Source organism: Pseudomonas svalbardensis, from assembly GCF_030053115.1.
GTDB classification, from domain to species: Bacteria; Pseudomonadota; Gammaproteobacteria; order Pseudomonadales; family Pseudomonadaceae; genus Aquipseudomonas; species Aquipseudomonas svalbardensis.
Genome location: NZ_CP125619.1, coordinates 4,246,563 through 4,258,820 on the forward strand (window position 1 = coordinate 4,246,563; position 12,258 = coordinate 4,258,820).

Below are 12,258 nucleotides of genomic sequence, written 5' to 3' on the forward strand. Positions count from 1 at the left end.
GCGCTGGGGAAAACGGTCATATTTATGTCATGTCGGGTCCGCAATCTTGGATCTGTCCGTAAACAACAGGTTGATAAAAACAAGGACGACCTCATGCCCACGCAAAACCCGCACCGCATTGTCGGCTTGTGCACTTCCAGCAAGGTGTACAACGCACTGACCGAACTCAAGCACCTGGAAGGCCATCGCAGCGCCAAGTTTCTTTCGCTGCTGGCAGAAAACCTGGTGCGAAAAGGCCTGCTCAACGAGCAGGAAGTGGTCCATATGCTGGATCTGGTGGTCGACTGAAGCGAAGCCTCACTGGCATCAATGACGACTATCGAAAGCGTTGATTGTCCGTTCAAGCGTCCGGTCCGTAAGGTAGCTCCACAGATTGATGGAGGTACTTATGTCCCAGGTTCAGATCATGTCCGTTATCGGCAGTGCCGTTCCCGCACCGCTCAGAGAGCTGGGATTGCTCGCCTGTTGGTACCTGGTGCAGGACGGCGAACCGATCAGCGGCCCGCTCACCTCGCTGCCGGCCGCCCAGGCATTGTCGCAACGTATCGGCCAAGGCCAACTCAGCGCTTAAGGCAGCTGCACCCGCGGCTTGGTTTCAATGAAGATTGACCAGCTCGACATAAACAGCGCGGCGATCAGCGGCCCGATCACAAAGCCATTGAGGCCGAAGACCGCCAGACCGCCAAGGGTCGAGATGAGGATCAGATAGTCCGGCATCTTTGTATCCTTGCCCACCAGGATCGGTCGCAGCACGTTATCCACCAGACCGATCACAAAAATCCCGAACAGCCCCAGCACCACGCCCTGCCAGATCGCCCCGGCGAACAGGAAAATGGCCGCCACCGGTGCCCAGACGATCCCCGCCCCCACCGCTGGCAACAGGGATAGAAACGCCATCAATACCGCCCAGAGCAACGCGCTTGGGACGTCCAGAAACCAAAAAATCAAACCGCCCAACGCGCCTTGCGTGATTGCCACCAGCAGGTTGCCCTTCACTGTCGCCCGCACCACGCGATTGAACTTGAGTTGCAAGCGACGTTTCTGGTGCTCCTGCAGCGGCACAGCGGCACGAACTTTTCGCGCCAGTTCGGCGCCGTCCCGCAGAAAGAAGAACAGCAGGTACAGCATGATGAAAAACCCCACCACGAATTCGAACGTACCCTGACCAAAACTGAAGGCTTTGTTGGCGATGAACTCATTGCCCGACACTGCACTCTTGATGATTTTCTCCCGCAACCCGTCCAGCTCGCCAACCCCGGCCCGATCGAGCACGTGCTGAAAGTACGGCGGCAGGCTGTGTTTGAAATGCGTCACATACCCGGCGATGTCCAGTTCGCCGCTTTCGATGCTCTTGTACAGCGCGGCCCCTTCTTGAACCAGCAAGATACTGAGGATGATCACCGGCAGGATCGCGATCACCAGGCAGATGCTCAGGGTGAGCAGCGACGTCAAGTTGCGCTCCCAGCCGAACCTCAGTTGCAGTCGACGCTGCAGGGGCGCGAAGAGGATGCCAAGGATCACCGCCCAGAACACCGCGCCGTAAAACGGCAGCAAAATCCAGACGAAAGCGGCGGTGACCAGCCCCAGCAAAATCACCAGTGATTTGTTTTGTACTGTCTCTTCGTTCATGTCCAATCCATGTCAGTCCGCAAGGACACAATGTCGCGCCCTGATGCTTAGTCCGCCACGGTTCGCCCGAGTGCCATCCGTTTGTTCATCAAGCATAGATCCAGATCAATGAATCCCACGGGCAAGCCGCTTACTCTCGGCGGCTTTTGTGACCGACTCTGCCATGACTCTCCTGCCTCCAGAACTGCTCGCCCCCGCCGGCACCCTGAAAAACATGCGATACGCCTTCGCCTACGGCGCCGACGCGGTGTACGCCGGTCAGCCGCGCTACAGCCTGCGGGTGCGCAATAACGAATTCGATCACGCCAATCTGGCCCTCGGCATTCACGAGGCCCAGTCTCAAGGCAAGCGCTTCTATGTGGTGGTGAACATCGCCCCGCACAACGCCAAACTGAAAACCTTCCTCAGGGATCTGGAACCGGTGATTGCCATGGCACCGGATGCGCTGATCATGTCCGATCCAGGCCTGATCATGCTGGTCCGCCGGCATTATCCGCAGATGCCGATTCACCTTTCGGTACAGGCCAACACGGTGAACTGGGCCAGTGTCGAGTTCTGGCAGCAACAAGGCTTGAGCCGAATCATCCTGTCGCGGGAACTGTCCCTGGAAGAAATCGCCGAAATCCGCGAGCAAGTCCCGGCGATGGAGCTGGAGGTGTTCGTCCACGGTGCCTTGTGCATGGCCTATTCCGGTCGCTGCCTGTTGTCAGGCTATATGAACAAGCGCGACGCCAATCAGGGCAGTTGCACCAATGCCTGTCGCTGGAAGTACTCGGCGCAGCAGGCCACGGAAAATCAGCTCGGCGAAATCGTGCAGACCTTCCAGCCCGAACCGACCCTGGGCATCGGTGCCCCGACAGATCAGGTGTTTCTGTTGCAGGAAGCCAATCGGCCCGACGAACTAATGCCGGCCTTCGAAGACGAGCACGGCACTTACATCATGAACGCCAAGGACCTGCGCGCGGTGCAGCATGTCGAGCGCCTGACGCAGATGGGCGTGCACTCACTGAAAATCGAGGGCCGGACCAAATCCCATTTTTACTGCGCACGCACCACTCAGGTTTACCGCCGGGCGATCGACGACGCGGTAGCCGGTCGCGCGTTCGACCGCAGCCTGATGACGGATCTGGAATCCCTCGCCCAGCGCGGCTACACCGAAGGTTTCCTGCGGCGGCACGTGCATGACGAATACCAGAACTACCAGCACGGCAGTTCGGTGTCGGAGCGTCAGCAGTTTGTCGGCGAGCTGACCGGTGAACGGCGTGACCGGATGGCGGAGGTCAAGGTGAAGAATCGATTTGGTCTGGGCGACCATATGGAAATGATGACGCCCAAGGGCAACTTCCAATTCGACTTGCATGAGCTGCAAAACGTTAAAGGCGAGCCGATCGAGGTGGCGCCGGGGGACGGGCACACCGTGTACCTGCCGATTCCGGATGCGGTGGATTTGCAGTTTGGGTTGTTGATGCGGGATGTCAGCGTAAGCTGAATATCATCAAGCGACACAAAATCTTGTGGGAGCGAGCCTGCTCGCGAAGACGGACTCTCAGCCAACATCATTGTTGAATGTTGAACCGCTTTCGCGAGCAGGCTCGCTCCCACAGGTAAGCCGTTACGCGAACTCCTCGCGCAACATCCCCACAAACGCTTCCCGCGCCGGGTGAACCCCGGCGTTTTCATGCCAGTAAAACAGGTTGTCGATCGCCGTCAGCTCGGGGAACTCATACCCCGCGCAACCCGCCCCTTTGGCGTACTGATCAAACACGCCTTTTGGCACCAGCGCGACACCCGCCCCGGCACTGACGCAGCCGACAATCGCCCCGTAACTGGCCAGGCTGACGATCGGCAACGCCTGCCCTTGTCGCAGCAACCAATGCTCCAGCGCCGCCCGGTAGGGACAGCCCTGAGGCCACATGAACACGGTCTTGTCCTGCAAATCCGCGATGTCACGCACCGGCCCCAGAGACGTCGAGGCAATCAGCAGCAGCTCCTCGCGGTACATCGGCGTGCGCTTGAGGTGTGAGCGCTCGACATCCACTGCGACGATCGCGCCGTCGAGCCGGTGATTGAGCGTGTCGTCGAGCAATTGGCTCCAGGTGCCGGTGGTCAGCTCCAGCGCCACCGCCGGGAAACGCTTGTGGAATTTTGCCAGCAAACGCGGCAATCGACCGGTCGCCGACGACTCGATGGCGCCAATGCGCAACGGCCCGGACGGCTCGGCCGAAGGGTCCACCGCGCGCTTGGCTTCAGCCGTCAGGGCGAGAATTTTCGAGGCATAAGCCAGAAAGGTCTGCCCTGCCGGGCTGATTCGCAGCCCTCGGCCCTCGCGCAGAAACAGCGCAACCCCCAGCTCCGCTTCCAGGGACTTGATCCGTGCCGTGATATTCGACGGAACGCAATGCAACAACTCGGCTGCCCGGGCGATGCTGCCGACCTCGGCAACGGTCTTGAACATGCGTATCTGCGCCAGCTCCATACATCACCTAAAGTGAAGAGTTAACGCACTATAAGTCAGTTGTGGAGAACAGTCAGGCTTCTGATACTGGGTGCATCCGCCTATAGGTGCCCGATCATGAAGCCTCCCACGCCCTCTCCCGGTTCTCCCGTCAAAATCATCCTGGCCATGGCATTTGTGGTCGGCTGCTGGGGTTATTCACCGACCGGCATTCATATCGGTTTGCAGGCCTATGAGCCTGGTCATCTGGCCTTGCTGCGGTTTCTGCTGGCGTCGGCATTCATGGCGGTGGTCGCGGTGTTCCGAGGCATCAACCTGCCGAACAGGCGTGACCTGCCGCTGCTGTTCGCGCTCGGTTTCTTTGCCGTGAGCCTGCACCATGTCGCGCTGAATTTCGGCCAGCAAAGTGTCAGCGCCGGCGCCTCCAGTGTGTTGGCGCAATCAACGCCGTTGTTCAGCACGTTGCTGGCGCGCTTCGTGCTCAAGGACCGGGTGAGCGTGTGGCGCTGGGGCTGCGTGTTTCTGGGGTTGATCGGCGTGGTGATTGTGGTGGCCGGTGATCACGGACTGGGGAGCATCGACACCCATGGTTTGCTGATTGTGTTGGCGGCGGTTTCGTGGAGTTTCTACTTTGCCTTGCAGAAGCATCACTCGCGGCGCTACGACGGGCTGACATTGGTGTGTTACACGGTTTGGTTCGGGACGCTGCTGCTATTGGTTTATCTCCCGGGGCTGGTGAGCCAGGTCATTACCGCTCCGGTTGAAGTGCAGCTTGCGGTCATCGGGTTGGGCATTTTCCCAAGTGCCCTCGCGTATCTCGCCTGGGCCTATGTGCTCACTCATGTGGATTTGAGCCGCGCGACGATGACGCTGTATCTGATTCCACCGACCGCCATGGCGATTGCCTCTTTTGCGCTGGGCGAGCGACCGACGTTGATGATCGTTGGGGGAGCACTGGTGGTGCTGGTCAGCGTGTTGGCCTTGAATCTGGAACGCAGGCCGGTGGTAGCTCGAGTAACCGAGGCCTGATCCAGACCTGTCGTGCACAAAAAAACCGGTGCAATGGCCAATGCCAGTCAGTTATGGCGCAGAACCTGTGGGAGCGGTGTTCAAATCCTTAACTGATTGGCACTAGGCGCAATGGCCGGGTTTCTCTTTATCGCCTGTCATCGGACAGCGGTGTAGGCTCATCTGCCGGAGGAACGTCCTCGGCCGCATCAGGATCCATCCAGTCTTCAGGTCGATCAGCGTCACCCTCGGCCGGGTCCCGCGAAGGGTCCATGCCGGGTGGCACGTCATGATCCATGGTCGGCTTGTCGGTTCCGGGCATGGGTCGGGTTGGGTCGGTATTGGGCGTTCCACCCTGGAACATCGAATCGTTAGCCATGACGCACCTCACTGATGAGGTCCAGCAAATCTGGGCCGTACTCGTTGGAAGCAGGGCCGCGGATGAGGTGCTATCGAGTAGACAAACGGTGGTCAGCGATCGGCCGAAAACCGGTCGCGACTGTTGGTCAGGTGCAGCCACATGGCCGCCCGCGCCGCATCCGGATCCTGGCGTTTGATGGCGTTGAGAATCGCCTCGTGCTCAAGGTTGGCCAAGTGCCCGAGCTTGCTCAAGTCCACTGCGCCGCGCTCGGCGGCATTGACGCGGGTGCGCGGGATCATGGCGCTGCCCAGGTGCTGCATGATTTCGGTGAAGCACACGTTGCCGGTGGCTTCGGCGATCAGCAGGTGGAAGCGCTTGTCGGCTTCGACGCAGCTGTCGTTGTTGGCCAGCAGGCTTTGATAGTCGTCCAGCGCTTCGCGCATCTGTGCCAACTGATGATCCGTGCGACGGGTTGCCGCCAGTGCGGCGGCCTGGGTTTCCAGGCCCATGCGCAACTCCAGAATGCTGCGCACCCCCAGCGCGGTATCGACGTTCAACCGAAGCCCCTGCTCCGGCGCTCGTTCAATCACAAAGGTGCCAATACCGTGCCGGGTTTCCACCAACCCGGACGCCTGCAACTTCGAGATCGCCTCGCGCACCACCGTGCGACTGACCCCGTGCTCCTGAACAATCGTGTTCTCGGACGGCAGCTTGTCCCCGGGCAGCATCTGGCCGAGCAAGATGCTCTGGGTCAGTTTGGCGACCAGGTCATGGGCCAGGTTGTGGGTGCGCTTGCGGGCAGGCGCGTCGAGGTCTTCTTGCATGGCGATCATCCTAAAGCAGGGCTAACGGAATCGTAGCACTGCGCTGGACGGGAATCTCAGGAAAACGCCGACCAACTTGTATGACAACACTCAACAAACAGGGTATTCGAGACCATCAGAAAGGTCATTCATCAGCGCAAAAGAATAATAAACACTCCATAAAGCGCCATATTGTTGGGCGACTACTCTTGCGGTATGAAAAAACGTAGTTGTATGATGTCTATCAACATCGCAACACCCAGTCGCACCCCGCATAAAAATAATCAGTGGGAGATAACGCAGTGAATACATCCATATCCGGGATGAACGATGGCGCCGATTCGGCCCTGAAGTCCGCAATCTCGAAAGTGAAACGCCATGTTCTGCCGCTGTTCGTGATCATGTTCATCGTCAACTACATCGACCGCGTGAACATCGGCTTCGTCCGCGCCCACATGGAACACGACCTGGGCATCGGCGCTGCCGCCTATGGCCTCGGCGCCGGGCTGTTCTTCATCGGTTACGCGCTATTTGAAGTCCCCTCCAACATCCTCCTGCAAAAAGTCGGCGCGCGAATCTGGCTGACCCGCATCATGCTGACCTGGGGCCTGGTCGCGGCTTGCATGGCGTTCATCCAGAACGAAACCCACTTCTACATCCTGCGATTCCTGCTGGGCGTGGCCGAAGCAGGTTTCTTCCCTGGAGTGATTTACTACTTCACCCGCTGGTTACCTGGCGTTGAACGCGGCAAGGCGATTGCCATCTTCCTCAGCGGTTCGGCGATTGCTTCGCTGATCTCCGGCCCGCTGTCCGGGTTACTGCTGCAAATCAGCGGTTTCGGTATGCACGGCTGGCAATGGATGTACTTCATTGAAGGGATGTTCTCAGTCGGGCTGTGCGTGTTCGTCTGGTTCTGGCTGGACTCCAAACCCCACGACGCCAAATGGCTAAGCCGTGAAGAACAGGACGCGCTGGTCAAGGCCATCGACAACGAACAACTGGCCCGCGAAGCCGCGACGCCGATCAAACCGTCGTTGGGCAAACTGCTCAAGGATCGCCAGATCATCCTGTTTTGCCTGATCTACTTCTTCATCCAATTGACCATTTACGCCGCGACCTTCTGGCTCCCTAGCATCATCAAAAAGATGGGTGACCTGAGCGATATTCAAGTCGGGCTGTTCAACTCGATTCCGTGGTTGCTGTCGATCGTCGGCATGTACGCCTTCGCTTCGCTGTCGGCCAAGTGGAAACACCAGCAAGCCTGGGTCGCCGCTGCCCTGCTGATCGCGGCGGCCGGGATGTTCATGTCCACCACCGGCGGGCCGATCTTCGCTTTCGTCGCCATCTGCTTTGCTGCGCTGGGTTTCAAATCGGCGTCGTCGCTGTTCTGGCCGATTCCTCAGGCCTATCTGGATGCACGGATCGCGGCAGGCGTAATCGCACTGATCAACTCGGTGGGCAACCTCGGCGGCTTCGTCGCACCGACCACGTTCGGTCTGCTGGAAGAACGCACCGGCTCGATTCAGGGCGGGCTGTACGGCCTGGCCGCGACCTCGATCATTGCCGCGATCATCGTCTTCGCCGCACGCAATAAACCGAAATCCGCACCTGCCGTTGCACTGGCCAAACCAGCACCCAACCACGCGTGAACATCTGTTTTGAAGGACATGAAAATGAACGCACAAGAAACCGCCAAAGCCCCGATCATCACCAGCATGCAGGTTGTTCCGGTGGCCGGCCACGACGGCATGTTGCTCAACCTGAGCGGCGCCCACGGGCCGTTTTTTACACGCAACATCGTGATCCTCACGGACAACGCCGGTCACACCGGCATCGGTGAAGTACCAGGCGGCGAGCGCATTCGCCAAACCCTCGAAGACGCTCGCTCATTAGTGGTCGGCAGCCCGATCGGCACGTATCAGAAGATCCTCAATCAAGTGCGCCAGACCTTCGCCGATCGTGATGCCGGCGGTCGCGGGTTACAGACGTTCGATTTGCGCATCACCATCCACGCCGTCACCGGCCTTGAAGCTGCGTTGCTTGATCTCCTGGGTCAGCACCTGGACGTGCCGGTCGCCGCCCTGCTCGGCGAAGGTCAGCAGCGCGATGAAGTGAAGATGCTCGGCTACCTGTTTTATGTTGGCGATCGCAACGAAACCGATCTGGCCTACCGCAGCGAGCCGGACGCCGACAACGACTGGTTCCGCGTGCGTCACGAAAAAGCCATGACTGCCGAGGCGGTGGTGCGCCTGGCCGAAGCTGCCCACGCCCGCTACGGTTTCAAGGACTTCAAACTCAAGGGCGGCGTGCTCAGTGGCGATGAAGAAATCGAAGCCGTCACCGCCCTGGCCGAACGCTTCCCCGATGCGCGCATCACCCTCGATCCGAATGGCGCGTGGTCACTCAAGGAAGCCATTCGCCTGTGCCGGGATCAGCATCACGTCCTGGCTTACGCCGAAGACCCGTGCGGCGCGGAAAACGGCTATTCGGGCCGGGAAGTCATGGCTGAATTCCGTCGCGCCACGGGTTTGAAAACCGCCACCAACATGATCGCCACCGACTGGCGGGAAATGGGCCACGCGATCCAGTTGCAATCAGTGGACATTCCGCTGGCCGACCCACACTTCTGGACGATGCAGGGCTCGGTCCGTGTGGCGCAGATGTGCCATGAGTGGGGCCTGACCTGGGGTTCGCATTCCAACAACCACTTTGATATTTCCCTCGCGATGTTCACCCACGTCGCGGCCGCCGCGCCGGGTGAAATCACCGCCATCGACACCCACTGGATCTGGCAGGACGGTCAGCGCCTGACCAAAGCGCCGCTGCAAATCGTTGGCGGCTGTGTGCAGGTGCCGAAGAAGTCTGGGTTGGGCGTCGAACTGGACATGGATCAACTGGCCAAGGCTCATGAGTTGTATAAAGGCATGGGATTGGGCGCGCGGGATGACAGCGTGGCGATGCAGTTTCTGATTCCGGGTTGGAAGTTCGATAACAAGCGGCCGTGTCTGGTGCGCTAACTCTATTGGGATATCGCAATCCCTGTGGGAGCGAGCCTGCTCGCGAAGACGTCGGCACATCCAGCATCAATGTGACGGATAGACCGCTTTCGCGAGCAGGCTCGCTCCCACAGATTCTTGCGCTGCTTGCAGCAACCATTGCTTGAACGCGGCCATCGCCGATGTTTCGGGGCGGGACAGCAAGCGGGTCAGCCAGTAACTGCCGGTGCTGATCCCGATGGCGAACGGTTGCTCGATTGCACCCGCCGCCAGTTGCCGGGCGAACATCAGCGGCGGCGCCAAGGCCACCCCCGCCCCTTGCAGCGCTGCCTCCATCATCGCCAGCGATGAGTCGAAGATGATGCTTCGGGGCGATGCTGTGTGGGTCGATAAGCCGGTGGCCTGGAACCATTCGGGCCACTCGTCCGCGCGGTAAGAACGCAACAGCGTTTGCTGCAACAGGTCTGTCGGTGTTTTCAGTTGCCGGGCAATCTCGGGAACACACAACACCGACAGCGGCGCCTCGATCAACCTCACCGCTTCAATGCCATGCCACGCCCCCGCGCCAAAACGAATCGCGTAATCCAGCCCTTCAGCCGCCACATCCACTCGATTGTTGTGGGTCGACAGGCGCAAATCTATGAACGGATGTTTCGTCTGGAAGTCCGTCAGCCGTGGCAACAACCAGCCCACCGCGAATGTCCCCACCGCGCCGACCGTCAAGACCTCGCGAAAATGTCCGCCCTCGAATCGCTCAAGAGTGTGCGCGATACGGTCGAAGGACTCCCGCAATACCGGCAACAGGGTTTCGCCCTCGCTGGTCAGCATCAGCCCGCGGGGTAGCCGCTTGAACAGGGTCACCCCAAGTTGAGACTCAAGGCTCTTGACCTGATGACTCACCGCCGCCTGAGTGACACACAACTCAACGGCCGCCCGGGTGAAACTCAAGTGCCGGGCAGAGGCCTCGAAGGCGCGTAATGCATTGAGCGGTAATTGAGGCCGGATCATGTCCACTCCCAAATTTTTCTAATGGCTCGCCCGAAATATCATCGGTTGTCGAACCTCGGAAGACTGCATAGATTTGGCTCGCCCATCAGCCGCCCGGACTGAAAAGCCGCTCGGAGTGTAGCGGCTAATACCCTTGAACCTCATAGAAAGTGACTCAATCATGCATAACAAGCTCGCATACTACAGCGCTTTCGCACTGTTCCTCAGCGCCGGTCATTGCGTTGCTGACGACCGCATCGAAGCCATCGTGAAGGCCACCATCGAACCGGTGATGCAGCAACAGCAGATCCCCGGTGTCGCGATTGCGATTACCGTCAACGGCCAACCGCATTACTTTAACTACGGTGTGGCCTCGAAGGAAAACGGCAAAGCCGTCACCGAAGACACCCTGTTCGAGATCGGCTCGGTGAGCAAAACCTTCACCGCCACACTCGCCGCCTACGCTCAGGCCACCGGCAAACTGTCCCTGTCGGACAAGGCCAGCAGCGTGCTGCCGGATCTGCGTGGCAGCGCGTTCGATAACATCAGCGTGCTGCAACTGGGCACCTACAGCGCCGGCGGCCTGCCGCTGCAATTCCCCGACGATGCCGATGCACCGGACAAGATGCTCGGCTATTTCAAGCAGTGGAAACCGACCTATGCGGCGGGCACCCATCGGCAGTATTCAAACCCGAGCCTGGGGTTGTTCGGTTACCTCGCAGCCCAAAGCATGGACGCACCGTTTGATGATGTGATGGAAAAGATCCTGCTTCCGAAACTCGGACTCAAGCACACCTATCTCACAGTGCCGCAGGCTCAAATGGGTCTTTACGCTCAGGGTTACAACAAGGAAGACAAACCTGTACGAGTTGGGCCGGGGGCACTGGATTCGGAGGCTTATGGCGTGAAAACCAGCGCTGCGGACCTGATTCGTTATGTTGAGGCGAACATGAAACCGACCCGCCTTGAAGATCCGATGCAGCGGGCAATCGCCGCGACGCATACCGGTTACTACAAGGTGGGCGAGATGACTCAGGGATTGGGTTGGGAGCTCTACAACTACCCGGTCACCCTCGATACATTGCTGGCGGGTAACTCGACACAGATGGCGATGGAAGCTCACGAAGTCCAGTGGCTGACCCCGCCGCAACCTCAACCAGAAAACGTATTGATCAACAAAACCGGCTCAACAAGCGGCTTCGGTGCTTACGTGGCGTACGTGCCGTCGAAAGACATCGGCATCGTGATCCTGGCCAACAAAAACTATCCGAACCCTGAGCGGATCAAGATTGCTCATACGATACTAAGCGCTCTGAGCAAGTAGCCGAGAAACGCGATTTCTCGCAGCAGGCAAACAAAATGGGCGACCCCTTTGAGGTCGCCCATTGTCGTTACTGCGTCAGCTCAATGCCGAGTCGTCGGCTGAGCGTCAGGTGCATCGCTTCTCGGATCAAGATTTTCCCGTGCCTGATTCACCAACAACTCGGTGACCGCCGCCAATTGCTGAATCGACAGCAGCACCTTGCGGTTCGAGCCTTCCAGTTTTCCGGCAAAATTCGCAATCAGGACAGTCAGGGAGGCAAGGTTTTCGCAGGCCTGATTTAGCAGGGTTAGTGTGTCGACGCCAGGAGCAACAGTGAAAATCTGCTGGGTCGTGGCGGTACGCCTGGGGCTTCGGGTGACTGCACCTTTTGCGGTTTCACACAGCTTCGCGGGATCGAGATGATCGGCATCGGTTGGGGTTTGCGGTTGGTGCTTGCTGAACTTTTTCACAGACGAGGCTCCTTTTTGTGCCATTGGTGTTTTTCGTCCCTGGATCCCTCAGTGTCGCGGATTCCCACGTACGACCGCGATTTTGCGGTGGCTGACGAAGGCTAGCGGTGCTCTCTGACAGAAACCAGTTCATAAAGACCGACAGGACTTGCAGGAAACTTCCGAGACCAATAGAAGACCGTACATCTCACCCCGAAACACCCGTTTTTTTGTAGCAGTTACCGAGCAAAAAAAATGGGCGACCTC

The 12,258-nt window shown here is 58.9% G+C and carries 13 protein-coding genes; 7 read left to right on the forward strand and 6 right to left on the reverse strand.

The features are described 5' to 3' along the window. Window positions 1–93: 93 nt before the first annotated feature. Entirely contained in the window at window positions 94–288 is a 195-nt protein-coding gene (locus QFX16_RS19650; RefSeq protein WP_003179723.1) for a hypothetical protein, read from the forward strand. Window positions 289–388: 100 nt separating this feature from the next. Further along, the gene (locus QFX16_RS19655) at window positions 389–571 is read left to right on the forward strand and encodes a hypothetical protein (protein ID WP_095128871.1); all 183 of its coding nucleotides are present in this window, start codon (window positions 389–391) and stop codon (window positions 569–571) included. Here QFX16_RS19655 and QFX16_RS19660 read toward each other — a convergent pair. Then, window positions 568–1,629, reverse strand: coding sequence for an AI-2E family transporter (locus QFX16_RS19660; RefSeq protein WP_283180992.1), 1,062 nt, complete (start codon window positions 1,627–1,629; stop codon window positions 568–570). The two genes, QFX16_RS19655 and QFX16_RS19660, sit on opposite strands and share 4 nt — an antisense overlap. Before the next feature lie 163 nt (window positions 1,630–1,792). Here QFX16_RS19660 and trhP point away from each other — a divergent pair, with 163 nt between their 5' ends. After that, entirely contained in the window at window positions 1,793–3,118 is a 1,326-nt protein-coding gene (gene trhP, locus QFX16_RS19665) for a prephenate-dependent tRNA uridine(34) hydroxylase TrhP (protein ID WP_283180993.1), read from the forward strand. A 123-nt stretch (window positions 3,119–3,241) separates the two neighbouring features. Here trhP and QFX16_RS19670 read toward each other — a convergent pair whose 3' ends face one another. Further along, window positions 3,242–4,105 (reverse strand): LysR substrate-binding domain-containing protein, encoded by an 864-nt coding sequence (locus tag QFX16_RS19670; RefSeq protein WP_283180994.1) that lies wholly within the window; start codon window positions 4,103–4,105, stop codon window positions 3,242–3,244. Between the two features lie 96 nt (window positions 4,106–4,201). Here QFX16_RS19670 and QFX16_RS19675 point away from each other — a divergent pair, with 96 nt between their 5' ends. Then, the gene (locus QFX16_RS19675; protein WP_283180995.1) at window positions 4,202–5,113 is read left to right on the forward strand and encodes a DMT family transporter; all 912 of its coding nucleotides are present in this window, start codon (window positions 4,202–4,204) and stop codon (window positions 5,111–5,113) included. A gap of 127 nt (window positions 5,114–5,240) precedes the next feature. Here QFX16_RS19675 and QFX16_RS19680 read toward each other — a convergent pair whose 3' ends face one another. Both QFX16_RS19680 and QFX16_RS19685 read right to left on the reverse strand, forming a co-directional pair. Next, a complete protein-coding gene (locus QFX16_RS19680; RefSeq protein WP_283180996.1) occupies window positions 5,241–5,471 on the reverse strand; it encodes a hypothetical protein in 231 nt (76 codons plus the stop codon). A 92-nt stretch (window positions 5,472–5,563) separates the two neighbouring features. Beyond that, window positions 5,564–6,277 carry a FadR/GntR family transcriptional regulator gene (locus QFX16_RS19685; RefSeq protein WP_283180997.1) on the reverse strand — a complete coding sequence of 238 codons (714 nt, stop codon included), beginning with the start codon at window positions 6,275–6,277 and terminating at the stop codon, window positions 5,564–5,566. 281 nt (window positions 6,278–6,558) lie between these two features. Between QFX16_RS19685 and QFX16_RS19690 the strand changes: the two genes are divergently transcribed. Both QFX16_RS19690 and gudD read left to right on the forward strand, forming a co-directional pair. Then, on the forward strand, window positions 6,559–7,905 hold the full coding sequence (locus QFX16_RS19690; protein WP_283180998.1) for an MFS transporter: 1,347 nt from the start codon (window positions 6,559–6,561) through the stop codon (window positions 7,903–7,905). A 24-nt stretch (window positions 7,906–7,929) separates the two neighbouring features. Further along, window positions 7,930–9,273 carry a glucarate dehydratase gene (gene gudD, locus QFX16_RS19695; protein WP_283180999.1) on the forward strand — a complete coding sequence of 448 codons (1,344 nt, stop codon included), beginning with the start codon at window positions 7,930–7,932 and terminating at the stop codon, window positions 9,271–9,273. Window positions 9,274–9,339: 66 nt separating this feature from the next. Here gudD and QFX16_RS19700 read toward each other — a convergent pair whose 3' ends face one another. Further along, the gene (locus tag QFX16_RS19700) at window positions 9,340–10,260 is read right to left on the reverse strand and encodes a LysR family transcriptional regulator (RefSeq protein ID WP_283181000.1); all 921 of its coding nucleotides are present in this window, start codon (window positions 10,258–10,260) and stop codon (window positions 9,340–9,342) included. A 160-nt stretch (window positions 10,261–10,420) separates the two neighbouring features. Between QFX16_RS19700 and ampC the strand changes: the two genes are divergently transcribed. Beyond that, complete coding sequence (ampC, locus tag QFX16_RS19705) at window positions 10,421–11,563, forward strand: class C beta-lactamase (protein WP_283181001.1); 1,143 nt, start codon at window positions 10,421–10,423, stop codon at window positions 11,561–11,563. Window positions 11,564–11,643: 80 nt separating this feature from the next. Here the strand turns inward: ampC and QFX16_RS19710 are convergent, their stop codons facing one another. Then, a complete protein-coding gene (locus QFX16_RS19710) occupies window positions 11,644–12,012 on the reverse strand; it encodes a DUF6124 family protein (RefSeq protein ID WP_283181002.1) in 369 nt (122 codons plus the stop codon). Between the last annotated feature and the right edge of the window lie 246 nt (window positions 12,013–12,258).